Raw genomic sequence first — 21,903 nt, forward strand, 5'->3', positions numbered from 1 at the left:
GCCGATGCTGCCAAAGTTCCCATCAGCCATCGCATCAAGAAATGCGCCTGGAACGACGACTATCTCATCAATGCCATCACTCATATGCGATAGCCCTGCCCTCGAGGGGGAGGATTACGCGCTCAGCCGCCTCCACCACCCTGCTTGATGAAATGACCGAGCAGATCCATCGGCACCGGAAACACGACCGTCGACGAGCGCTCACCGGCGATGTCATGGAGAGCCTCGAAATAGCGTAGCTGCATGGCCTGCGGTGCTTCGGCCAGCATCTTGCCGGCCTCGACGAGCTTTGCCGCCGCCTGCTGTTCGCCGTCGGCATTGATCACTTTCGCACGCCGCAGCCGTTCCGCCTCGGCCTGCTTGGCGATGGCGCGGACCATGTTCTCGTTGAGGTCGACATGCTTGATCTCGACATCGGAGACCTTGATGCCCCAGGCATCGGTGCGCTGGTCGAGAATCTCCTGGATATCGCTGTTGAGCTTGTCACGTTCGGCCAGCATTTCGTCGAGCTCATGCTTGCCGAGCACCGAGCGCAACGTGGTCTGTGCCAGCTGGTTGGTGGCGGTCATGAAGTCTTCAACCTGGATCACCGCCCGCTCGGCGTCGACGATACGAAAATACAGCACCGCGTTGACCTTCACCGAGACGTTGTCGCGCGAGATCACGTCCTGCGGCGGGACGTCCTGGACCACCACTCGCAGGTCGACCTTCACCATCTGCTGCACGAAAGGGATGAGGATGATAAGGCCGGGGCCCTTGACTCCGGTGAAGCGGCCGAGCGTGAAGACCACGCCGCGCTCATATTCCCGCAGGATGCGAATGGCCGCGGACAGGAACATGACCACGACGAGCGCTGCTGCCAGATAGGCCACATAACCGATGATCATTGCCTTGCTCCATCGCTTCTCACATTGCGGCGCCGTATCGTCAGCACGAGATCCCTGACATCGGCCACCTCGACGCTGTCGCCCACTGCAAGCGGTTCGTCGGCTTTTGCCCGCCAGCGCTCGCCCCGGGCGAGCACGTGGCCCTCGCTGCCCTGCCAGTCGAGGACCTCCGCCGGCAGCCCTTGCATGGCCTGTGCGCCAACACGCGGAACGTTCTTGCGGGCCGCCCACAGATAGCTGCCGGTCAACAGCGCCAGGCCGAGCGTCAGGACGGCGGCGGTGCCGATAACGGCCCACGACATCTCGAAGCCGGGCCCCTCGATCCTGAGCAGCATGGCTGCGCCCAGCAGAAACGCAGCCACGCCTCCCAGCCCAAGGACCACAGTCGGGTTCAAGGCTTCGACGACCAGGAAGATGATGCCAAGCAGCATCAAGGCAAGGCCGGCATAGCTGATCGGCAAGAGATTGAGCGCATAGAGCCCGAGCAGAAGGCAAATCGTGCCGATCACGCCGGGCGCGACCGCGCCCGGGCTCGTGAATTCGAAGACGAGGCCATAGACGCCGACCAGCATCAGGATGACGGCAATATTCGGGTCCGTGATGACGGCGAGAAGCCGGATGAGCCAGCCTGGCTCGAGCGTTTCGACCGGCAGCCCCTTCGTCGCCAATGCCTCTTTTTTGCCGGCGATCTCGACGGTCCGGCCGTCGGCCAGTTGAAGCAGTTCGGTGGTGTCGCGGGCGACGAAGTCGATGACATGCTGCTGCAGCGCCGCGCCGGCCGACAGGCTGGCCGCCTCGCGCACGGCCTTTTCTCCCCATTCGGCATTGCGCCCGCGCAATTCAGCCAGGCTGCGGATCAGGGCAACGGCGTCGTTCGTCGCCTTGGCGATCATCGCATCGCCCGCGGGTGCGTTCTTCTTGTCCTTGTCCGCCTCCGGGCCATCGTTCTTGCCGCCGGGAAACGATGGCAGCGGCCCGCCCATCTCGATCGGCGTTGCCGCGCCCAGATTGGTGCCGGGCGCCATCGCCGCCAGATGGGCGGCGTAGAGGATGTAGGTTCCGGCGCTCGCCGCATGCCCGCCGGCCGGCGCGACATAGCCGATGACGGGAACCGGCGAGGCGAGAATGCCGGCGATCATCTCGCGCATGCTGGTGACCAGCCCGCCGGGCGTATCCATCTGCAGGATGAGAGCCTGGGCATTTCGGTCCGCGGCCACCGCCAGCGCTTCCTCGAGCTGCCTGGCACTCGCCGGACCGATGGCGCCGTCTATCTCGACGCGCAACACAATTTTCTCCCGGCCGTCCGCCTCTCCGGTTGCTGAAGAGGGACAAACGGCCGCAACAGCCACGAAAGCCGCGGCAAGCAGGACCGCACGCGCGAGTTTCACGCTCAAAGCTCCACATCTAGGAATATGGGCTGGATTTTGCCGAAATCCATGACGCGGCGCGCGGCGGGTGACGCATCGCACGGTCCTACTGGATGTCGGCCTGCTCAGCGGCGGCTACGGCACCGTAGAAGCTCCGCCAATCGGGCACGTTCCGCGTCTATGAAGATCCCGACGACATGCTGCGCCATGTCGACGAAGTCGGCGGCCGCACATGAAGGCGACCGGCGGGCTGTCGCCGTCATTCGATCACACCTATGTTTTGCGCATTGGAGCCATCTCTGGCGGGCTTCTATTGCGCGGCGTCCTCCTGGATTGTCTGTTCCTGGATTCGGGCGGGTGCCCCGAGACACTGATCGTAGCCGATGGTGCAATTATTCAGACATTCGTTGCGCCCCTGGATGGATCTGACGCTGTTGTAGTCGATCGGCACAGCCTGGCATTTCTTCTGGCACGCCTGGTCCTTCTCGGCGCAATTCGTGCCGTGGCCCTTAGGGTACTTCTTCGTGGTCGCTTCAGCGTTCAATGGCAAGACGGCCAGCAGCGCCAGCAGCGTCGGTATCAGTCGGAGCATACGCATGGATCCTCCCTTGCGCGTTAGACCCTCTACACTTGGAGGCAATGTTAGCGCGCCACTTCCGCTGGCCGCATCACCCGTGCGGGGGATGGACGGCAGCGGGGCCGCCGCTAGCCCAGGCAATTTCCCCGTGGTCGGTTCTGATCGTCATCGCTCCGGCCGGCAGCCGATCACAAAACGCGACGACGTTCAGGCAGTCATGTCGCGCGCTGGGCACGATCAGGCCGTCATAATCGAGGAAATGCGCGGCCTCGCCGATGTCTTGCGATCTCGGATATTCGGCGTGCTTTTCCTGATACGAAAGCTGCCCGTAGCGCGCGGTGTCGAGGCCAAGGGTCTGCAAGGCTGCCAGGTCGAGCAGTCTGAGCGTCCGGTCCAAAGCAAGATCGATCTCGAAGAGATTGTATCTGACACGCGAAGGGATCACTGGCTGCCCCCGCGTCAGGTGGAATCTCATCTCGCTCAAGGCACCTTCGCGCTCTTGCGAGGTGTAGAGCACGTCGAACGTTCCATCGTCCCAACGGCCGCCGGAGTTCGAGCACTGGATCGGGCTGCGGCCCTGGCGCACCACACGCCAAACCGTTCCGGAGTATTCGACCGGAACTATTGCCTCGATAACGTCGATGAGCCGGCTATCGCGTCGTTTCCGCCCGGCGATCGCCAACTAGAGAAAGACCTCGTTCTCAAGCCGATCGATGACTTTGAGCACGTCGAGAGCACGGTCGTCGTGAATGAGATCTATCGCCCTTTCACCGTTCAATTGCGGGTGGCGAGCGTAAAGCCAGGTGCGGATATCGCTTGGCTCGTAGAATTCCTGCAGTCGGCCGACGATATAGTGCAGGTCCGATAGAATGAGCTCGCTGCGCGGCTGGGGCTTGATGTCGCCGGCCTTCCACCTCGAAACCGTGGCCTTGGACACGTCGGTGATGTTTGCAATGTCGGTTCCCTTGAGACCGCCAAACGTGCCCAATTCGTCCAGGAATCTGGGGACCGCCCGCAACGCCGTGCTCATGCTTTTCTCTCCGGCTGCCGAGCCACTTCGCGTCGGACCAGCCCTTCAATTGCGCTGTCGCATTTCGGTTTCATAAAAGGAAAATATGAAACAGGAATGTTAATGTCAATCACCCGTTCGGTGCGAAGGCCCCCTGGAGCCAGCACTTCAGGCCTGAAGTAGCGCCAGCTCTTCCGCGCTCAGATGGCGTGCTTTGCCTTTGGCAAGCTCGCCGAGCTGCAATTGGCCGATCGCCACCCGCACCAGGCGCAGCACCTCGATATCGTAGGCGCCAAGCAGCCGGCGGATGTGGCGGTTGCGGCCCTCGTCGAGCACGATCTCCAGCCAGGCGGTGCTGGTGCCGCTTCCACTCGATCGAAAATCAATCGCCTGAATTGCTACAGCGCCCTGTCGCCGGTAATGCCACGGGACAATTTGTTTTGTATAGTCCTTGATGCCACGTGGCCGACGATGGTTCGATGACTTGGGAAGGGAAGATCATGCGAAGCGGATTGGCGAAATTCGTCGTGGCGGGTTGCGTCGCCGCTCAGGTCGTCCTGCAAGCGGCGCAGCCGGCGTTTGCCGCGCCGTGCGGCTGGACGGCGAAACTGGAGGAAGAGGAGGGCGGCAAAGTGCTGATGGCGTCGGTCTGCGGCGGATCGAATGGCGGCGCCCAGCTGACGCTGGCCTGTTTCGGCAAGCCGACGCTGAGCTATGATTTGGGCGACAGCGGTCCGCAACTGGAACCCGGCATCGCTTCGTTCGCGTTCAAGGCCGGCGGCAAAGCGGTGACCAAGACGCTTCAACTCGAAGAAATGTACAACACCTTCACCGTGGAATTGAGCAGCACCGACCCGCTGTTGGCCCTGCTGCGCTCCAAGGGCGAGGTCACGGTCGCCTCGGGCAAATATGGCGAGAACAGCTTTCCGCTTGCCGGCTCATCCGCCGCCATCGGCAAGGTGCTGGCCCAGTGCGGCAAAGCCAAGGCTTCTTCCGACAATGAAGATTGATGAACCCCTCACATTTCGATTTGAATCACGCGAGACGTTGGTCGCGAACATAGAGCGTGATCCTGCTGATCTCGATCCCTGGACAGGGCTTGTCGAGTTGGAGGCCGAGGAAAGCAGCCTGGACACCGCGGTGTCAGTTCTCTTGCGGGCAATTGATGCTGTATCCGACAGGGAACAGCTTTGGCGGGCAGCTGCCTGACTGTCGAGTCGCCGCCAGCAGTTCAGGCCTGAAGCAGCGCCTGCTCTTCCGCGCTCAGATGGCGTGCCTTGCCTTTGGCAAGGTCGCCGAGTTGCAGAGATCCGATCGCGATCCGCACCAGGCGCAGCACCTCGATATCATGGGCGGCGAGCAGCCGGCGGATATGGCGGTTGCGGCCCTCGTCGAGCACGATTTCCAGCCAGGCGGTGCTGGTGCCGCCGCGCAGCAACTCGATCGAGCGGGCCGCCAGCAATTCTCCGTCGACGGTCGCGCCGGCGCGCAACCGCGCCAGCATGGTCGCGTCGGGCAGCGCGCCGATCTGCACGTGATAGGTCTTGGCGACATGCGAGGCCGGATCGAGCAGGCGCTGCGCGAAGCGCGTGTCGTTGGTCATCAACAGCAGGCCTTCGCTGGCCTTGTCGAGGCGGCCGACGGGCGAGACGAAAGGCAGGTCGAGGCCTGCCAGGCAATCATAGACGGTGCCGCGGTCCTGCGGGTCGTCACGGGTGGTGACCAGCCCGCGCGGCTTGTTGAGCATCAGATAGACCTTGCGCTCGGCGGCGACGCGGCGGCCGTCAACCTCGATGCGATCGCGGCCTGGATCAACGCGCATCGAGCCGTTGCGCACGATCTTGCCGGCGACCCGCACGCGCCCCTCGGCAACCAGAAGCTCGGCCTGCTTGCGCGAGCACAGGCCAAGCTTCGACAGCGCGCGACAGAGGCTGACGCCGGGAGGATTGGCTGCGGGGGCAGGGCGTTGCCGGGCAAGGTTCGGTCGTGGCGACATGGCGTTGTCTGTGGATTCTTGTATACGAGCATCCCACTATAGTCGGCCGCCGGCTATGTCCACGGAAGGGAACTGCATATCGTTTGCGTCGTGCGCAGCGGCTGCGAGGACTTGCATGAAAACAGCCATTCGCCTTTGCCTGCTGCTCGCCTTGTTGCCGACATCGCCGGCGCATGCCGGCTGGCAGGCAGTCGAGAAGGTCGAGACCTATGCCATCTCAGGGCAATCCGGCCCGGAGCTCTACGCCTCGATCGGCGGGCGCGGGCCGCTGCTCGGCGAACGCCGCGTCATCGCGCATACCAATTTCAAGCTGACCTGGGTGAGGGACTACCAGCCGCAAGGCGACGCCTGCGTGCTGGTGTCGGCGCGGCCGAAGCTGATCATCACCTACACCTTGCCGAAGCCGGCCGCGCGGCTGCCGGGCGCAATCCAGAAGAACTGGGAGGTTTTCGCAGCCGGCCTTGCCGCCCACGAGAAGGTGCACGGCGCCAGCATCGTCGACATGGTGCACAAGATCGAGGCGGCCACGATCGGCCTGACCGTCGCCGATGACCGCGGCTGCAGCAAGATCAGGGTCGAAGTGACGAGACGGCTCGCCGGAATCTCGCAGGCACAACGGCAGGCGAGCCGCGATTTCGACCGGGTCGAATTCGGCCCGGGCGGCAAGCTGCGGCAGCTTGTGTTCACGCTGATGACCGGCGGATGACGCTGCGGGGCGGCGCAGGATACCACCTTCGCGGCCTCACGCCTGCTCGGTCGGATAGAGCGTCAGGATGTTGACGTTGACCCTTGGCGGCTGGCTCACCGCATAAAGGATGGCGGCGGCGATGTCCTCGCTTTCCAGCTGCTCCATGTCGCCCAGCCTTTGCTCGACCGCCTGGCGCACATCGGCGCGCATATTCTGGGTGAACTCGGTCTTGACGGCGCCAGGCTCGATGCAGGTGACGCGGATGCCATCCTTGCCGATCTCGCGGCGCAGCGATTCCGCCATCGCGCTCACCGCGTGCTTGGTGCCGGAATAGACCACCGAAGGGTGGATGTAACGGCCGGTGCCGGACGAGACCACGACGATGTAGCCGGCGCCTTGCCGCTGCATCGACGGCAGTGCCGCATGGATCGGATAAAGCAGGCCCAGGATGTTGACGTCGACCATCCGGCGGTATTCTTCCGGCGTCGTGTTGCGGAACGGCGCGGCGACGCCGACCCCGGCACCGCAAGCAGCATGTCGAGCCGGCCGTACTCCTGCTGGACCCGCTCGACCATCGCCGTGGCTTGCGCTTCGTCGGCGACATCGACGGCAATCGGCAGTGCCGCGCTGCCGGTCTCACGGATCCGCTTCGCCAGATGGTCCAGCCGCTCGGCGCGCCGCGCGGCAATCGCCAGCGTGGCGCCCTCGGCCGCCAGCGCCAGGGCGGTGGCCTCGCCGATGCCGGAAGAGGCGCCAGTCACCAAGGCGATCTTGCCGCTCAGTTTTCCTGTCTGCATTCTTTTTCTCCTGACGCTTTGGACCGGCCGTGAAGCTAGGGCGCGGACATTCTGGAACAATGCTGATCGAAAAACCGAATCCACCGTTAGGGTTTTGGCCCCAGCAAGCCCACGTCTGCGCACGAACGGGCCTTGACGCGACCGGAGGTGTTGCGTCTTGATACGGGGGCTGCGGGGCTTCGCATGAAAACAGCTGATCGACTACGTCTGCGGGTGGCTTGTTTGCATGCGACGCTTGCATGCACCCCCGCGATCCTCTCGCGACCGACAGGTCTGAACGCCAGATGAAGGTCCTCGTCGTCCATTGCCATCCCTGCGCCGACAGCTTCAGCGGCGCGGTGCGCGACACGGTGCTGGAGACGCTTGCCGAAAGCGGTCACCAGGTCCACCTGCTCGACCTCTATGCGACCGGCTTCGATCCGGTCATGCGCACGCAGGAATGGCGCGGTTACCACGACAAGGCGGCGAACCTGCAACCGGTGCACGAACATGCGCAGGAGCTGCTCTGGGCGGAGGCGGTCGTCTTCATCTATCCGACCTGGTGGTATGGCCTGCCGGCGATGCTGAAAGGCTGGCTGGAGCGTGTGCTGGTGCCGGGCTTCGCTTTCGAGATGCCGACGGCACGACGCGGCCCGCGGCCCAAATTGCGGCACATACGCCGGGTGATGGCAATGACCACATGTGGCGCCACGCCGCTGATGTCGTGGATCATGGGACAGCCCGGCCGGCGGACCCTGCTGCGCGGCTTCCGCTCCGTCTGCCATCCGCTGTGCCGGACCAAATTCCTGGCGCTCTACCGGATGGACAGCGTCTCGGCCGCCGGACGCCAGGCACATCTGCAGCGGGTCAGGAAAGCGGTTGCCGGTCTTGGCCGCGCTGATGCCGTTGCCGCCACGATGCCTGGCTGATCAGCCGGGTGGGCCGTCGCCGGCGCGGGCAATCGCTTTGGACGGGCGATTGCGCCAAGTTGGTGTTGAAGACGGCCAATTATCGAAGTAGGCGCCGCCCCTCTGGCCCTGCCGGGCGTTTCTCCCCGTAAACGGCAGGGCAATCGAATATGGACTTGACGGACCCACCTACCGAACGCTGCAACGCCTGAAACGAAAAACCCGCCTCGGAGGCGGGTCGTTGGGAGCCAATTAGCACCACACCGAAATTAGTAGCATAGCTGCCGGCACAAAGCAAGAACAAAATACGCTGTAGCGATAGAAAATCCGAATTCCTGCTCGTCCGAGGTCGCTGCTCAGAACGATTGCCAACTCGTATTCCTTCGCCCCACTTGGCATCTCCCGCAGGGGCAGGGCAAATCGCATGTGGATTCTTACGAAGAAGGGACCCCCCACCCCTAACCCCTCCCCACAAGGGGGAGGGAACGCTGCCGCGTGCCTTTACTTCCCCTTGGCGCCGAAAAGCAGGCAATTTGCCGAGGTCGGCGCCGACGGAAGTCTCCCTCCCCCTTGTGGGGAGGGTTAGGGGTGGGGGTCCTTCGTAGAGCGAAAGCCTCCGCTTTCCATCTGCGATAGCCCTGCCATAAACGGAGAGATAGACCCGGCCGCAACGCTGGCGCTATGCTTGCAACGTTGGCGCTTTGCGAAATTGTCGAAGGCAGGGTCCCTCGCTCCGTCTACAACGACGCCAGCAAGCAGGCATGGGGCGGCGCAAACCCGTGAAGTAAGGGGCTGATTCAAATTTAGGTCTAAAGCGATTGCTCGCCATGGCCTTTGCAGGGTGGCTGCTCGCCGAACCAAAACAGATCGGACAGATGAAGGCCGCGCAATGACCGTCACCATCTACCACAACCCCGATTGCGGCACCTCGCGCAACACGCTGGCCATCATCAGGCAGTCCGGCGAGGAGCCTGAGGTGGTCGAATATCTAAAAAATCCGCCGTCGCGCGAAAAGCTCGTCGAGCTGATCGCAGCGATGGGCATGACGCCGCGCCAATTGCTGCGCGAAAAGGGCACGCCCTATGCCGAACTTGGCCTGGGCGACCCGAAGTGGAGCGACGACGAGATCCTCGATTTCATGCTGGCGCATCCGATCCTGATCAACCGGCCGATCGTGGTGACGCCGCTCGGCACCATGCTCGCCCGACCCTCCGAAGCCGTGCTCGATATCCTGCCCAATCCGGATATCGGCCCGTTCACCAAGGAGGACGGCGAGGTCGTCATCGACGCCAGCGGCAAGCGCGTCGGCTAGATATCGTCTTATTTCGATCTGTCGAAATTCTCTTGACGTGCAGCGATTCTGGAAATAGCTTATTTCCATGAAACTCGAAAAAGCAGCCTCGCAACTTGAAGCCCTCGGCAGCCCGACGCGGTTGCAGCTCTATCGGACGCTGGTGCGGGCGGGCGATGAGGGGCTGCCGGTCGGGCGTATCCAGGACAGATTGGGCATCGCTGCCTCGACGCTGTCGCATCACCTCAAGCGGCTGGTCGACACCGGCCTGGTGACACAGGAGCGCCAGGCGACGACGCTAATCTGCCGGGCCAACTATCCCGCCATGAACGGGCTCATCGGATACCTCGCGGACGAATGCTGCGCCGACGCCACCTGTGCGCCGGCATCGGCGGAAGCGGCCGCCAAAACGGCGGCATGATTTTTTTGCCATTATAATTCGAAATTACCGGAAGGATGGAAGACATGGAGATGATTGAAAAACTCCCCGTTGCGGTGATCGGCGCCGGGCCGGTCGGCCTGGCGGCAGCGGTCCACCTGATCGCGCGGGGCATTCCTGTCAAAGTCTACGAAACCGGCAATGCGGTTGCATCCAATCTCAGGGATTGGGGCCATGTCCGTGTGTTCACGCCTTGGCGCTATTGCGTCGATCAGGCGGCCAGAAACCTGCTCGAGGCGCATGGCTGGCGGATGCCTGAGCCCGAGGCATTCCCAACCGCGGACGACCTCGTCGCGGATTATCTCGAGCCGCTGGCAAAGCTTCCGCAATTGTCGCCGTCGATCGAAACCGGCGCCCGGGTCGTCGGCATTTCGCGCTGGGGCGCCGACAAGGTGCTGAGCAAGGGACGCGAGAACCGGCCGTTCATGCTGGCGGTCGAGACTGCCGATGGTACAAGACGCGACAGCGCACGTGCCGTCATCGATGCTTCGGGAACCTGGCAGATGCCGAACCCGCTCGGCGCCGGCGGAATTCCTGCAGAAGGCGAGGCCGAATTTGCCGACCGCATTGCCTACGGCATCCCCGATATTCTCGGCCGCGACCGCAGCCTTTATGCGGGGAAGACGACGCTGGTCGCCGGCTCCGGCCATTCGGCCGCCAATGCGGTGCTGGATCTCGCCAGCCTGGCAAATGTGGAGGCGGGCACCGCTTTCATCTGGACGACGCGCGGCACCGACCTGGTGCGCATCTACGGTGGCGGTGATGCCGACCAATTGCCGGCACGCGGCGAACTCGGCGCCGAAGTGCGCGAACTCGCCGAGAGCGGCGGCGTCAGGCTGGTGACGGGCTTTGCGGCTGTTTCGATCCGCGATGCCAACGGCCGGCTGGTCGTCGAAGGCCAGACCAGGGACGGTTTGCAGGCGCTTGGCCCGGTCGACCGCATCATCGCCGCGACCGGGCAACGCCCGGATCTGTCGCTGACCCGTGAGCTTCGGCTCGAGCTCGATCCATGGCTGGAAAGCGTCAAGGCACTGGGACCGTTGATCGATCCCAACGAGCACTCCTGCGGCGACGTGCCGCCGCACGGCCACCGTGAGCTCAGCCATCCAGAGCAAGGGTTCTACACAGTCGGCATCAAGAGCTATGGCCGCGCACCGACCTTCCTGCTGCTGACCGGGTATGAGCAGGTCCGCTCGGTCGCGGCGGCGATCGCCGGAGACATGGTGGCGGCCGACAATGTCCAGCTCGTGCTGCCCGAGACCGGCGTCTGCACCGTGCCGCGGATCGGCGTGGCCGACAAGGGGTGCTGCGGCGGTCCGGCGCCGGCAGCGGTGGATGCGTGCTGTGTCGCCGACGCCAAGGCGAAGGCGGTCGGCGAAGGCGGCTGTGGCTGCAGCGTCGCGGCATGAGTCTTTCGCCGCCTTCGCCGGCCATCGTGCGCAGCCGCGGCGCGATCATCACCGCGCTTGGCCTGACGCAGATCATGGCGTGGGGTTCTTCCTACTATCTTCCCGCGGTCATCGCGCCGGCAGTCTCCTCCGATACCGGCTGGCCGCTGGCATGGGTTGTCGGCGGCCTGTCTCTCGGCTTGCTCACGGCAGGATTGATCTCTCCGCGCGTCGGCTCGTCGATCGAGCGGCATGGCGGCCGCAACGTTCTGGCGTTCAGCGCCGGATGCATCGGGCTCGGCCAGATCGGGCTGGCTCTTGCCCCTAATCTTGCGGCCTATATCGCGGCCTGGCTGGTCATCGGCCTGGGCATGGGGGCAGGGCTCTACGATGCCGCTTTCGCGACGCTTGGCCGCCACTACGGCCAGGGCGCGCGCTCCGCCATCACCATGCTGACGCTGTTCGGCGGCCTTGCGAGCACCATCTGCTGGCCGATCTCAGCCTTGCTGCTGGGGGAGGTCGGCTGGCGCGGCACCTGCCTGGTTTACGCCTCCTTTCAGCTGGCAATTGCGCTGCCGCTCTATCTCGTGATCCTGCCCCGGGAGCCGCCGCAACCGGCAGTCAAACCGGGAGTGAAGAAGGCGGCACCCATTCTCGACAACCAAGCCGATCCGTCGATCATGATCGTTCTGGCCGCGACCCTGACACTCGCAGCGGTGATCTCGTCGACACTATCGGTGCATCTGCTCACAATCCTGCAAGGCAGCGGCATGGCGCTTGCCGCAGCCGTCGGGCTCGGCGTGCTGGTTGGTCCATCACAGGTGGCGGCGCGCGCGATCGAGATGATGATCGCGCGCTACCACCATCCGATTTTCACCAAGTTTGCCTCGGTTACGTTTGTGGCGATCGGCGTTTCGACGCTCTGGGCCGGCATGCCAATCATCCCGCTGGCGCTGGGCTTCTACGGCGCAGGCATCGGCCTGGAATCCATCGCGCGGGGGACGTTGCCGCTCGCGCTGTTCGGCTCTAACGGCTACGCGAGACTGATGGGCCGCCTCGCCATGCCGAGCCTGATAGCCCAGGCGGCGGCACCCTCGGCCGGAGCATTGCTGCTGGAGCGCTTCGGCCCGCACGGGACGTTGGCCGCGCTTTCTGGTCTAGCGCTGGCCAACGTCATCCTCGCATGCGGCTTGGGCTGGCGGATGCTCCGCCGGCGGCAATCGCAGGTTCAAACCCGATAGGATTTCGACCTGCGTTCGGCGCCTTCAACTGGAGAGCGGGAGATCTTCCAAGGGATCGACAAGGAAAGACGCGGCGATCAGATCGTCCGCATCGAGGCGCAGTGAGCCTTTGGCGCCGCCCATGATGGCGGCAACCTTTTGAAACGTCTTGATCTCATGCTCGGTAATCTGGGCACTTTGCATTCTGGATTTGAGGTCAGCGATGCGCAGCCCCAAACTGTGGGACATTCCGATTTTACGGTTCGACATGGTAAGATGCTCCTCCCCGGCCCATGTTTGTTTTGCCACCCGCCCTATTCGTATTTCCTCCGCCTGCCTAAATATGAGGCATCGCGATACAGCGCCCGAACGCCCGATGCAAGGGAAGGTTCCGGCGCGCAGAGGTCACGAAATAATAATACGAAGGAAGTACGGCCGATGGTCCGGCCGGAGGTAGGACTTAGGTACGACGCCCCGCCGGACAGAGGGCTCCGGTGCCTTATCGGCTGGCGAGGACCATGCGGTTGCCTTCGCTGTCGCGAAACTCCGCCACCGTTCGCCCCGGCTGCCACGGCGCCTCATGCGCTTCGGTGATGATCTCGACGCCGCCCGCTTTCATGGCCGCGATCATTGCCCCGACATTTTCGTCGACCAGCACCAATACCGGCTCCGCGCCGGGTGCGTCGTCGGCGCGCCTGACAAAATGCAGGTTCGTCACGGCATGCGGAAATGCCAGCTCGATCCAGCGCCAGCCGCCATCACCCATCTTCTGGTCGGCCATGACCTGGCAGGCGAGATGCCTGGTGTAGAACGCCTTGGCGCGGTCCTGCTCGAACACCGGAAGCTCGGCAAACTGGATATGCATGATCGTCTCTCCTGCTTGATGGCTGCCGCGCAGCCGCCCACGCGGGAAAGACGATGCGGGCAACCGAAAAGATTCTTCGGCAAGGAGAATCTTTTCAGCGCAGCCGGTCGTCCTTCGTTCATACCAACCAGTCAGGAGACGATGATGAACTACGCGCTCATTCGATACGGTGTGAAACAAGCCGACCTGGAAGATAACCGCGCGCTGGTCGAAAAAGTGTTCGAAGCGCTTGGCGAGGCGGCACCGCCGACGGTGCGTTATCTCGTGCTCGAGCTGGACGACGGCTCGTTCGTCCACATCGTCGGCCAGGACGGCGATTCGTCGGCGCTGACCGGGCTTGCGGCCTTCAAGGCGTTTACGGAAAACCACGCCGAGCGCCGTTCGACCCCGGCATTGCGATCGCCTGTTAAAGTCATCGGCAATTACCGTATGCTGGCGGATCAGAAAGCCGGGTAGCGCCTGCCGTGCCGCTCGCGCAGAAATGGGACGCTACGCCGAAAATGAACAGGGCGACTTTGGAGGCGATGCTCGTCGGGTTGCGGCCAAGGCTGCATCGCTACTGCGCACGCATGGCCGGCTCGGTGATCGACGGCGAGGACATCGTCCAGGAGGTGCTGATCAAGGCGCTGCAGGCGATCGACGGCGGTGCGATGGTCGAACGGCCGGAGTAATGGCTGTTTCGCATCGCCCACAATGCCGCGCAGGATCATCTGCGGCGGCGCAATCGGGAAAGGTCGCGCATGACCGAGGCCGACATGAGCGTCATCGAGGATCCCTCCGGCAGCGCCGACAGCCGGCTCGCCGCCCAGACCGGCCTGCGCTCCTTCATGCAGCTTTCGGTGCCGCAGCGCAGCGCTGTGATCCTGGTCGACGTGCTCGGCCTCAGCCTGCATGAGACCTGCGAGGTGACCGGCACGACGCTCGCCGCCACCAAGGCCGCGCTGCATCGCGGGCGGGCGCAGCTCAAGCAGCTGGCGCTGCAGCCCGAACAGGCGCTCGCGCCGAGGCTCGACGCCGATGACGAGCGCCGGCTGCGGCGCTATGTCGACCTGTTCAACGCGCGCGACTTCGACGCGGTCAGGGCACTGATCGCCGAGGACGTCCGGCTCGACGTCGTCAACCGCGTCCGCCTGCGCGGCAAGGCCGAGGTGTCGACCTATTTCGGCAATTATGCCCGTATCAGCGACTGGACATTGTCGCTCGGCTTCGTCGACGGCAGGCCGGCGATCCTGATCCGCCACCCGCAAGCGGCCGACGGCGCGGTGCGCGGCTTCATTCTGGTCGAGTGGCGGAACGATCAGGTCATCCAGATCCGCGACTTCCGCTATGCGCCCTGGTGCCTGGTCGACGCGGAGATCAGGGCCGTGGAGGGGTGAGGAGAGCGCTGGAAATGGTGCGAAATGGCGATCAGGCAGCCTCTTCCTGTTTGACCCAAACGCAATTGCCACATGGCAGCACGTTCTTGGAGCGGTTCCGGTTCTCTCAGAACCGGAACCGCTCTAACTATCTGTTTTGCCGCATTTATGCGGACGCCACATGACTCCATTTGGCGGCAGAATCCTCTAGCCGATACGCACGCGGCGCGTCACCTGGCCATTGCTTTCCCAGTATGTGTGTTTCTTGGCTATCAAGGGATCGTCCATCGCCGGTTGAACTTGTCCCGTGGTGCTGACCGCGCGCGAGGTCACCGTGTGTTCTCCAGGAGAGGGATTTGCCCAAGCCAGGGACCATATTTTCCAGGCGTGTTCGGCCTCCTCACTGTGGTCAATGGTCGCTGGTATCCAAGGCCCTTGATCGATTTGCACTTCGACCCGGTCGATCGGCGCCCCCCAGGCTGCCCCAACGATGCGGTAATCTGAATCTTTCCGGGTAACCTTCGCAGGCGCGGACTTTATCAGCGCTCGCCCGACTGACGTCTCGGCCCATACGGTCTCGCCGTTGTGGTCCTCCTCCCGGATGGTGACATAGTCACGGGCCATCAGAAGGCTCATGAACCGCGTATCGCGAACCTCGATGCGCTTTAGCCACTTGACGTTGGCGATCCCGTACCAGCCTGGCGCAATGAGCCGTACCGGGAAGCCATTGGGCGCCGGCAAGGCGGCCCCGTTCATTTCATAGCAGAGGAGATTGTCGGGGTTCATCGCGTCGGCGAGCGACATGCTACGAGCGAAGTTCTGCCGCATCTTGACGTCGCGTATCGGGATCTCGCCTGTGTCGGTACCGAAAAAGACGACCTCGATGCCCTTCTCCAGAACGCCGGCTTCCTCGAGGATCGGGGCGAGCGGCGTCCCTGCCCAGCGAGCATTGCCGATGCCGCCGGTGAAAAAGGGAAACCCGTGGTTGCCCGAGCATTCCACTGTGAAAACGACCTCCTGCCGCGGTCGCGCCCTGATGTCGGCGAGCGTTAACTCCAGGGGCTTCTTAACCAGGCCTCCGATTTCCATCGACCATGTCTTCTCGTCGATCGTTGGTCGGTTGAAATGCGAGATGCTGAAGAACTTGTCGTTTGGCGTTATCCAGCTATCCAAATCCTCCCAGACAAGCTGCTTCTGGATACCCACCGGATCGGGATTTTCGGTCGGCTGATCCAGCCATCGAATAACTTCCTCGTTCGGCCGTGTTGGAAAAGCGTAAGCCCGGCGCGAGGTATAGAGAGCAGCAATTGCGGCAAGAGCCGCGCTTCCTTGAACAAGAAGTTCTCTGCGCTGAAAATCAGGCATGTTGTTTACCTCCCAGTTGATCCGGAACGGGCTGCAACGTGCCTTAGGCCGTAGCCTGATCACGGATAGGCGACACAATGTGAGATCTGCCCACCCGGAAGTATCCGGGTAGGTCAGATAATCACCGACGCAAGTCAAGCATGTGAAGCGTTGCACGAAACGCCAGCTCGCGTTTCGCATGCTAAGAGTGCGCCTTTGAGAAGGAACTGTCCACAACTTGGACGGGACATGATGATGATTGCAGCATTCCATGCCGATTTCCGGTCCTGCCAAAATCGTTGCTGCTCGGATCGCTGCCGACCGCCCGCTTCTGGGTCATTTCCGGACTTTCGCAGGTTCTCGTCGAACCGGTGTTTCCTGCCGGCCCATGGGTTGGCCGTGCGGCCGGCACCGCCCTGGTCGCTTGGGGCGGCGCAACGCTTTTGGTCTGACGACCAGGGCCGCCTCGAATGTCGCATTTGCAGGAGGAGGCGGGCCCGGGCGGCACATCAGAACCGAGGTGGCCAGCAAGCAGGCCGCCCGGCTCGGGCGCGGCAGAATCAATCACACGTGAACCATTCGCCAACCGAGCGGGGACGCCCTAGTTGGTGGTGACTTGCGTCACCGCCACGCCGGTTATCCTGCCGTTCCCGGCTGTGTAGGTGAGCGTCTGCGTGACCGTGGTGTCCTTCTGGTCGGGAGACGAAGGAGGATAAGAGGCGGCGAAGCCGAAATGGCCGTAACGATCGGGCTTGGCGGCGCCAAATTTCGCGGCCACGTCGCTCAGCGGCGCTCCGACGCCGGGCGTATCGAGTTCAATTGCTGTCAGGCTGGCAGGCGCGCCGGCGCATCCTTCCGGCACCTTGCCTTCCGGGTTCGGCTGCAGCGCGACGGACAGGACACCGTGGTCGGAGCCGCCCATCTCGCCGGAGACGAACCAGAAGATCGACGGCGATCCGCCGGCGTCGGGGCCGGCATAGCAAAGCCAGTGGCGTGAATCTCCGGCGTCACCTTCATCGTGCATCGCTCCGCCGAAGGCTTTTTCGACATCGGCAAGCGTGGTTTCCTCAAGCTTTATCGCCAGCGGCCCGGCCTTGACCTGCTTGAACAGCGGGCTGGCCAGCGGCGAGTTGATATCGCCCAGGGATGGAATCGCCCGGTCCGGGTTGAGCGGCTTGGCCAGCGTCGTTGCATTGGTCACCAGTCCGGCAACGATGAGTGCGAAATATCCGGCGTTCTGTCCCATGCCGATCTCCTGTCGTTCGAAGTGAGGGCGGAAGGATTTGCGAGCGGGTGCTACCCTGTCTGGTTAATACCCAAACGGGTGCACGACGAACTGGTCCAAGATAAATTCACAACGGCGCAGCCTTCAACGTCACTCCGGCGACTTGGCAACCAAAGTGTAATCGAGGCTCACAGTTCCTTTTCGGCCAGCTCGCGAAACGCGTCGGGAACCGACCGCTGTAGCCCGAGCGCGACCGAGGCGTAGCCCACCGCCTCCCAGCCGAAGCGGTCGCGGATCTTGTCGACGGCGCGGTCCGCGGTCCAGCGCGCCGCGCCCTTGCTGGTGCCGGGGCGGCGGCGGTCGTCGTCGAGCCCGAGCGGCAGTTCCAGTTGCAGGCCGGCATGCTGCTCCAGATGCGAGACGGCGATCGCCAGCAGCGAGATTGTCTTTTCGTGCGGATGGTCGATGAGCACCTTGCGCACCAGCGCCTCGGCGATCTCGGCCAGCATGGCGGTTGCCGATATCGGCTGGTCGAGCGTGATCGAGCGCGTCACCGAGCGCAAATCGGCAAAGCGGACGCGAACCGTCACCGTGCGGCCGGGCCGGGATTTCGCCCGCAATCTTGTGGCGACCCTGTCGGCCAGATGCAGCAAAGCGGGCACGAAGACTTCCTCGTCGGCCGGTTTTCGGCCAAGCGCCGACTGCGCACCCGCCGAGCGCGCCCGGCGCTGCGTCTTGAGCTTGCGCGGATCGCGGTTCCACGCCAGCGCGTTGAGTTTCTCTCCCGCCGCCGGCCCGAGCAGGCGCTCAAGCGCCCCACCATTGGTCTTCGCCAGCTCGCCGATGGTGTTGACGCCGATGCCGGCCAGCCGCTGCCTGGTGACCGGGCCGACGCCCCACATCAGCTCGACCGGCAGGTGGTGCAGGAACTCCAGCTCGTGGCGCGGATCGACCACCACCAGCCCGTCCGGTTTTGCGACCTGTGAGGCGATCTTGGCCAGATGCTTGGTGCGGGCTACGCCGACCGAGATCGGCAGGCCGAGCTCGGCCCGCACGCGGCGGCGGATCCTGCCGGCGATCTCGGCCGGCGAGCCGAACAAATGGGTGCAGCCGGCGACGTCGGCAAAGGCCTCGTCGATCGAAATCCGCTCGACCACCGGCGTGAAATCGCCGAGCACCTTGATTGCCGCATCGCCCAGCCGCTGGTAGTCCTTGAAATGGCCGCCGACGAAAATGAGTTGCGGGCAGAGTTCCCGCGCCCGCCGTCCCGGCATACCGCCGCGCACGCCGAACGCCTTGGCTTCATAGGATGCGGCAAGCACTACCCCGCCGCCGACGGCAATCGGCTTGCCGCGCAAGGCCGGGTCGAGCAACTGTTCGACCGAGGCATAGAAGGCATCCAGATCCGCGTGGAGGATGTTGGCTTCCATCCGGCCCGTTCGCCCGCGGCGGTTCGAACGCCGCATTGTCTCGAGTTGTGGTGAGAACATAAAGAGAACATTGTGGGTGGATTGTCAAGCAGCGCGGACGACAGGTGAAGGGGCAATCGCTTCAGGTTGGCGCTGCCCCTCATCGCCCTGCCGGGCGCTTCTCCCCGTATAGTGACGGGGAGAAGGACGCTTTCGTCGATGGTTTCGCCAATCACTAACGTTGCAGGAAAGTGCCGAAGTTGCGGACAGCCCCTTCTCCCCGTCGCTATACGGGGAGAAGGTGCCGGCAGGCGGATGAGGGGCAGCGCCGACTTCGGCAATCAGCCGAGCGCTACAGCGCCAGCTTGTAGCCGAGATGACTGGCGGTGAAGCCGAGGCGCTCGTAAAAAGCGTGCGCCTCCCGTCGACCTTTGTCCGTGGTGAGCTGGACGAAGCTGCAATTGCGCGAACGGCATGTTTCAATCGCCCATTCGATCATCAGCTTGCCGACGCCGCGCGAGCGCCATTGCCGGGCGACGCGAACGCCTTCGATCTGGCCGCGCCAGGCGCCTTTTCTCGAAATGCCTGGAAGGAAGCTGAGCTGCAGCGTTCCGACCACTTGCCCGGCGTTGACCGCGACGGCCAGCAACTGGTTGGGATCGGTATCGATTGCGCTGAAGGCATCGAGATAGGATGGCGCAAGCGGCGTGGACGGGTCTTCCCGGTCTGCGCCGAGCACATCGTCGGCAAGCATTGCAACGATCGCCGGCAGGTCGGGCGCCTGCGCGCGACGGAATTCGATCTCGCTCATCGCGCGGAGACATACGGCGCGGTGTCGGCGATCGCAACATCCGTTTTGCAAGGGAGGCCCGCGCGCCTTCAGGTCGCCTCGAGCGCCCAGAGGCGGTGGCCGTAGCGGCGGAAGAAGCGGGCGAAGAGGCGCTGCTGCCTGGCGCGGGTGAGGTCGGCGGCGCGCCTTTCCTGTCGCCAGTGCGGCATATTGCGGAACATCGACAGGAAGCGGGCGGCATCCTCGAGTGCCTCCTCGGCTGACTGCGCCGGGCGGATCGCCGCCAGGAACAGAGCGCGGCTCGGCTTCATCCGGTCAATCGCCGCCTTGCGCTGGCGATGACCCTGGCGTGCCTTGCGGATGCCGTCCTGGCGGATGGCCGCGAAAGCGGCAAGCATGGCCGGGCTGTCGCCGCTATAGCCGCAGGCATGGGCGAACTGGGCTGGGTCCATCGTCATTCCCTTGCTGCCGGCCGGCTGCGGTTCTGTTGCTCGCGCCGATTCCAGTCCTCGCCACGTATAAGCATAACTCAAATAATTGAACAAGTCAAACTTTCACATTGATGTAAGCGGAACCGACTCGACTCCGCTCCAAAATCCGATAATGTTGCGAACAAAGCAGGAACAACGATGGGGATAACCATGGCATTGGCAGGCAAGGAAGCGACGATCGCCGATGTTGTCTCGATTGCGGTCGAATGCATCGACTGCGGCCGCAACAGGTGGTGGAAGCCGGCCGAGCTCAAGCGGCATGGGGTGATGCCGGAGACACCGCTGGCCGCACTTTCGGGGCGCCTGATCTGCAAGGCCTGCCGGGCCGACGGCCTGCCGGGCGCCGCCGTCTCGATCCAGGCCGCCTTCATCGACGACCGGCAACGGACCCGCGCCGAGGCGCGCCTGCTCAATGGTCGAGAGCTGCAGTCGAGGCGGGCTTGAGGGGGGCGGGGACGGTGTTCTTCCTTCTCCCCTTGTGGGAGAAGGTGGCCGAGCGAAGCTCGGTCGGATGAGGGGTGTTGGACGGATCGCTACCTTGATGGCGTAAATGCTTAAAAAACGCTTCTACATTTCCTCCGCCGCGTTCCTTCCAGCACCCCTCATCCGGCTCGGCGCTGTGCGCCGATCCACCTTCTCCCACAAGGGGAGAAGGGAAAGCTCCCGCCTCAATACCCCAGCAGTTCCTTGAGCGGGATGACGCGGAAGACGTTCTTGATGGCGTAGCGGTTGAAGGACAGCGTCTTGGGCGGGTTGTACTGTTCGACGATCAGCTCGGCGGCGGTGCGCTTGACCAGCTTCTTGATGAAGGCTTTGCCGTTTTGCTCGTTCTCCTCGGGCAGGGTCTCGATCACCACATGGTCGCCGGGCAACGCTTCGCGGCCGCCGCAATAGATCATCTCGCCGGGCTCGTAGCGCGGCACCATCGAATCGCTCAGCACGTGCAGCGCAAACACATTGCGCAGATGCCGGATCCCCGGCGGCCGCTGGACATAGCCGGCCGGCTGGCCGTTGAAGGTGAAGTCGCCATCGTCGCCGCCGACGGCGGTACCGAGAAGCTGGATGTCCATCGGCCCGGCGGGCAGGGGGCCGGGATCGGTGACGATCTCGGCATCGGCGACCGGTCCGGCATCTTCGAGGAAAACGACCTCGCCCTTGCCGAGCGCCACCGGGTCGACGCGCAGGAAAGCGGCGGTCTTCAAAAGGTTCTCGGTCTTGGGCAGGTTGCGCCCGGTCTCCCAATTGCCGACGGCAGCGACGTCGGTGTCGTTGTGCTCGGCAATGTGACGCATCACCAGGCCGCGCTGCTTGCGCGCCCGGCGGATCGCCGCTCCGACCTTGATCGACAGTGCAGTTTTCGCCATGGCTCCATCTGAGGCATAAGATTCGGTTTAGTCTATGCAAGAATCGCTTGCATTACAATTTGAGTTATGCTCTTATGTAGGCATGCACAAGTCGCTTCGCCAGCTTTCGGTCCTTGAATCCGCCGTTCAGCGCGCCGGCAGCGCTCGCCTGGAGGCGGTAGCGCAACCGATCGCCGAGGCCATGCATGTGCCAACCCTTTCCCCTTCGTCGCGGCTGTCCTCCTCCCCGGCCGGGACGATGCCCGAGGCTCGCGCCTCGGATCCGGCAGCGCAAGCGGCCGGAACGGCCGGAGCCGTTCCCCTCACGACTCCGGCCACGAATTGCCTGCCGGCCGGCAATGCGGAAGCCGCGGTTTCCTGCATCCGCACCGAAGACGGCACGGTCATCGCCTTCGACGAGCGGACGGGCAAGGCAGTGTCCGGCGCAACAAGGCAGGCGGCCGAGATGAAGCGCGATCGCAGCAGACCACGCGAAGGCTGACCGGCTTTCGAGCCTGAGACCGGCGAAGCCGGC

At 63.7% G+C, this 21,903-nt stretch carries 28 protein-coding genes and 3 pseudogenes; 14 read left to right on the forward strand and 17 right to left on the reverse strand.

The features are described from left to right. Window positions 1-122: 122 nt before the first annotated feature. Window positions 123-887: a slipin family protein gene (locus tag NKH30_RS29780; RefSeq protein WP_352822324.1), complete on the reverse strand. Its 765-nt coding sequence runs from the start codon at window positions 885-887 to the stop codon at window positions 123-125. After that, window positions 884-2,275 (reverse strand): NfeD family protein, encoded by a 1,392-nt coding sequence (locus tag NKH30_RS29785; protein ID WP_352494412.1) that lies wholly within the window; start codon window positions 2,273-2,275, stop codon window positions 884-886. The genes NKH30_RS29780 and NKH30_RS29785 overlap by 4 nt, the downstream gene beginning before the upstream one ends. Before the next feature lie 88 nt (window positions 2,276-2,363). Here NKH30_RS29785 and NKH30_RS29790 point away from each other — a divergent pair. Next, a pseudogene (locus tag NKH30_RS29790) lies at window positions 2,364-2,490 on the forward strand (HAD family hydrolase); the annotation flags it as partial. A 74-nt stretch (window positions 2,491-2,564) separates the two neighbouring features. On the opposite strand, the gene NKH30_RS29795 reads toward NKH30_RS29790, so the two are convergent. From NKH30_RS29795 to NKH30_RS29810, 4 genes and pseudogenes are all read right to left on the reverse strand, one after another. Continuing rightward, window positions 2,565-2,846, reverse strand: a complete 282-nt coding sequence (locus tag NKH30_RS29795) for a hypothetical protein (RefSeq protein ID WP_352997753.1) — start codon at window positions 2,844-2,846, stop codon at window positions 2,565-2,567. A gap of 76 nt (window positions 2,847-2,922) precedes the next feature. Beyond that, a complete protein-coding gene (locus NKH30_RS29800; RefSeq protein ID WP_352997755.1) occupies window positions 2,923-3,513 on the reverse strand; it encodes an RES family NAD+ phosphorylase in 591 nt (196 codons plus the stop codon). Further along, complete coding sequence (locus NKH30_RS29805; RefSeq protein ID WP_023680350.1) at window positions 3,514-3,861, reverse strand: antitoxin Xre/MbcA/ParS toxin-binding domain-containing protein; 348 nt, start codon at window positions 3,859-3,861, stop codon at window positions 3,514-3,516. A 147-nt stretch (window positions 3,862-4,008) separates the two neighbouring features. Then, window positions 4,009-4,206: pseudogene (locus tag NKH30_RS29810) on the reverse strand (pseudouridine synthase); the annotation flags it as partial. Window positions 4,207-4,340: 134 nt separating this feature from the next. Between NKH30_RS29810 and NKH30_RS29815 the strand changes: the two are divergent. Continuing rightward, window positions 4,341-4,850 (forward strand): hypothetical protein, encoded by a 510-nt coding sequence (locus NKH30_RS29815; protein WP_352501243.1) that lies wholly within the window; start codon window positions 4,341-4,343, stop codon window positions 4,848-4,850. Further along, window positions 4,840-5,049 carry a hypothetical protein gene (locus NKH30_RS29820; protein WP_352501242.1) on the forward strand — a complete coding sequence of 70 codons (210 nt, stop codon included), beginning with the start codon at window positions 4,840-4,842 and terminating at the stop codon, window positions 5,047-5,049. The genes NKH30_RS29815 and NKH30_RS29820 overlap by 11 nt, the downstream gene beginning before the upstream one ends. Window positions 5,050-5,071: 22 nt before the next feature. Here NKH30_RS29820 and NKH30_RS29825 read toward each other — a convergent pair whose 3' ends face one another. Further along, the gene (locus NKH30_RS29825) at window positions 5,072-5,836 is read right to left on the reverse strand and encodes a pseudouridine synthase (protein ID WP_352997757.1); all 765 of its coding nucleotides are present in this window, start codon (window positions 5,834-5,836) and stop codon (window positions 5,072-5,074) included. A 115-nt stretch (window positions 5,837-5,951) separates the two neighbouring features. Here NKH30_RS29825 and NKH30_RS29830 point away from each other — a divergent pair, with 115 nt between their 5' ends. Then, the gene (locus NKH30_RS29830; protein ID WP_352997759.1) at window positions 5,952-6,542 is read left to right on the forward strand and encodes a DUF922 domain-containing Zn-dependent protease; all 591 of its coding nucleotides are present in this window, start codon (window positions 5,952-5,954) and stop codon (window positions 6,540-6,542) included. A 36-nt stretch (window positions 6,543-6,578) separates the two neighbouring features. Here the strand turns inward: NKH30_RS29830 and NKH30_RS29835 are convergent, their stop codons facing one another. Together NKH30_RS29835 and NKH30_RS29840 are read right to left on the reverse strand one after the other, a co-directional pair. After that, window positions 6,579-6,989, reverse strand: a complete 411-nt coding sequence (locus tag NKH30_RS29835; protein WP_502911533.1) for an SDR family oxidoreductase — start codon at window positions 6,987-6,989, stop codon at window positions 6,579-6,581. A gap of 2 nt (window positions 6,990-6,991) precedes the next feature. After that, a pseudogene (locus NKH30_RS29840) lies at window positions 6,992-7,321 on the reverse strand (SDR family NAD(P)-dependent oxidoreductase); the annotation flags it as partial. A 284-nt stretch (window positions 7,322-7,605) separates the two neighbouring features. Between NKH30_RS29840 and NKH30_RS29845 the strand changes: the two are divergent. The 5 genes from NKH30_RS29845 to NKH30_RS29865 all read left to right on the forward strand — a co-directional run bounded on the left by NKH30_RS29845 (window position 7,606) and on the right by NKH30_RS29865 (window position 12,567). Next, on the forward strand, window positions 7,606-8,229 hold the full coding sequence (locus NKH30_RS29845) for an NAD(P)H-dependent oxidoreductase (protein ID WP_352997765.1): 624 nt from the start codon (window positions 7,606-7,608) through the stop codon (window positions 8,227-8,229). Window positions 8,230-9,097: 868 nt separating this feature from the next. Beyond that, window positions 9,098-9,520 (forward strand): arsenate reductase (glutaredoxin), encoded by a 423-nt coding sequence (gene arsC / locus NKH30_RS29850; RefSeq protein WP_352834119.1) that lies wholly within the window; start codon window positions 9,098-9,100, stop codon window positions 9,518-9,520. A 67-nt stretch (window positions 9,521-9,587) separates the two neighbouring features. Further along, a complete protein-coding gene (locus tag NKH30_RS29855) occupies window positions 9,588-9,920 on the forward strand; it encodes an ArsR/SmtB family transcription factor (RefSeq protein ID WP_352490030.1) in 333 nt (110 codons plus the stop codon). Between the two features lie 50 nt (window positions 9,921-9,970). After that, window positions 9,971-11,347 carry an FAD-dependent oxidoreductase gene (locus NKH30_RS29860; RefSeq protein ID WP_502911535.1) on the forward strand — a complete coding sequence of 459 codons (1,377 nt, stop codon included), beginning with the start codon at window positions 9,971-9,973 and terminating at the stop codon, window positions 11,345-11,347. Next, window positions 11,344-12,567 carry an MFS transporter gene (locus NKH30_RS29865; RefSeq protein ID WP_352997768.1) on the forward strand — a complete coding sequence of 408 codons (1,224 nt, stop codon included), beginning with the start codon at window positions 11,344-11,346 and terminating at the stop codon, window positions 12,565-12,567. Before NKH30_RS29860 ends, NKH30_RS29865 begins: the two co-directional genes overlap by 4 nt. 24 nt (window positions 12,568-12,591) lie before the next feature. On the opposite strand, the gene NKH30_RS29870 is transcribed toward NKH30_RS29865, so the two are convergent. Then, a complete protein-coding gene (locus tag NKH30_RS29870) occupies window positions 12,592-12,816 on the reverse strand; it encodes a hypothetical protein (protein ID WP_352997770.1) in 225 nt (74 codons plus the stop codon). A gap of 229 nt (window positions 12,817-13,045) precedes the next feature. Beyond that, entirely contained in the window at window positions 13,046-13,411 is a 366-nt protein-coding gene (locus NKH30_RS29875; RefSeq protein WP_023680367.1) for a VOC family protein, read from the reverse strand. Window positions 13,412-13,555: 144 nt separating this feature from the next. Here NKH30_RS29875 and NKH30_RS29880 point away from each other — a divergent pair, with 144 nt between their 5' ends. The 3 genes from NKH30_RS29880 (at window position 13,556) to NKH30_RS29890 (ending at window position 14,787) form a co-directional block, all read left to right on the forward strand. After that, window positions 13,556-13,867 carry a hypothetical protein gene (locus tag NKH30_RS29880; RefSeq protein ID WP_352706381.1) on the forward strand — a complete coding sequence of 104 codons (312 nt, stop codon included), beginning with the start codon at window positions 13,556-13,558 and terminating at the stop codon, window positions 13,865-13,867. 44 nt (window positions 13,868-13,911) lie between these two features. Continuing rightward, on the forward strand, window positions 13,912-14,082 hold the full coding sequence (locus NKH30_RS29885; protein ID WP_352997772.1) for a sigma factor: 171 nt from the start codon (window positions 13,912-13,914) through the stop codon (window positions 14,080-14,082). Between the two features lie 69 nt (window positions 14,083-14,151). Continuing rightward, on the forward strand, window positions 14,152-14,787 hold the full coding sequence (locus tag NKH30_RS29890; RefSeq protein WP_352997774.1) for a nuclear transport factor 2 family protein: 636 nt from the start codon (window positions 14,152-14,154) through the stop codon (window positions 14,785-14,787). A gap of 186 nt (window positions 14,788-14,973) precedes the next feature. On the opposite strand, the gene NKH30_RS29895 is transcribed toward NKH30_RS29890, so the two are convergent. The 5 genes from NKH30_RS29895 to NKH30_RS29915 form a co-directional block, all read right to left on the reverse strand. Beyond that, complete coding sequence (locus tag NKH30_RS29895; RefSeq protein ID WP_352997776.1) at window positions 14,974-16,131, reverse strand: sulfite oxidase; 1,158 nt, start codon at window positions 16,129-16,131, stop codon at window positions 14,974-14,976. A gap of 580 nt (window positions 16,132-16,711) precedes the next feature. Further along, entirely contained in the window at window positions 16,712-17,356 is a 645-nt protein-coding gene (locus tag NKH30_RS29900; protein ID WP_352997778.1) for a hypothetical protein, read from the reverse strand. A gap of 167 nt (window positions 17,357-17,523) precedes the next feature. Continuing rightward, window positions 17,524-18,765, reverse strand: a complete 1,242-nt coding sequence (gene dinB / locus NKH30_RS29905) for a DNA polymerase IV (RefSeq protein WP_352997780.1) — start codon at window positions 18,763-18,765, stop codon at window positions 17,524-17,526. A 331-nt stretch (window positions 18,766-19,096) separates the two neighbouring features. Continuing rightward, window positions 19,097-19,555, reverse strand: coding sequence for a GNAT family N-acetyltransferase (locus tag NKH30_RS29910; RefSeq protein ID WP_352501228.1), 459 nt, complete (start codon window positions 19,553-19,555; stop codon window positions 19,097-19,099). A gap of 68 nt (window positions 19,556-19,623) precedes the next feature. Next, on the reverse strand, window positions 19,624-19,992 hold the full coding sequence (locus NKH30_RS29915; protein WP_352472141.1) for a hypothetical protein: 369 nt from the start codon (window positions 19,990-19,992) through the stop codon (window positions 19,624-19,626). A gap of 183 nt (window positions 19,993-20,175) precedes the next feature. On the opposite strand from NKH30_RS29915, the gene NKH30_RS29920 reads away from it, so the two are divergent. Then, window positions 20,176-20,469 carry a hypothetical protein gene (locus NKH30_RS29920; RefSeq protein ID WP_352617091.1) on the forward strand — a complete coding sequence of 98 codons (294 nt, stop codon included), beginning with the start codon at window positions 20,176-20,178 and terminating at the stop codon, window positions 20,467-20,469. Between the two features lie 224 nt (window positions 20,470-20,693). Here the strand turns inward: NKH30_RS29920 and NKH30_RS29925 are convergent, their stop codons facing one another. Continuing rightward, window positions 20,694-21,389: an XRE family transcriptional regulator gene (locus NKH30_RS29925; protein WP_352457320.1), complete on the reverse strand. Its 696-nt coding sequence runs from the start codon at window positions 21,387-21,389 to the stop codon at window positions 20,694-20,696. An 82-nt stretch (window positions 21,390-21,471) separates the two neighbouring features. Between NKH30_RS29925 and NKH30_RS29930 the strand changes: the two genes are divergently transcribed. Further along, complete coding sequence (locus NKH30_RS29930; protein WP_352997782.1) at window positions 21,472-21,870, forward strand: hypothetical protein; 399 nt, start codon at window positions 21,472-21,474, stop codon at window positions 21,868-21,870. Window positions 21,871-21,903 lie beyond the last annotated feature (33 nt).

The organism is Mesorhizobium sp. M1273, from assembly GCF_040318195.1.
Classification (GTDB): Bacteria; Pseudomonadota; Alphaproteobacteria; order Rhizobiales; family Rhizobiaceae; genus Mesorhizobium.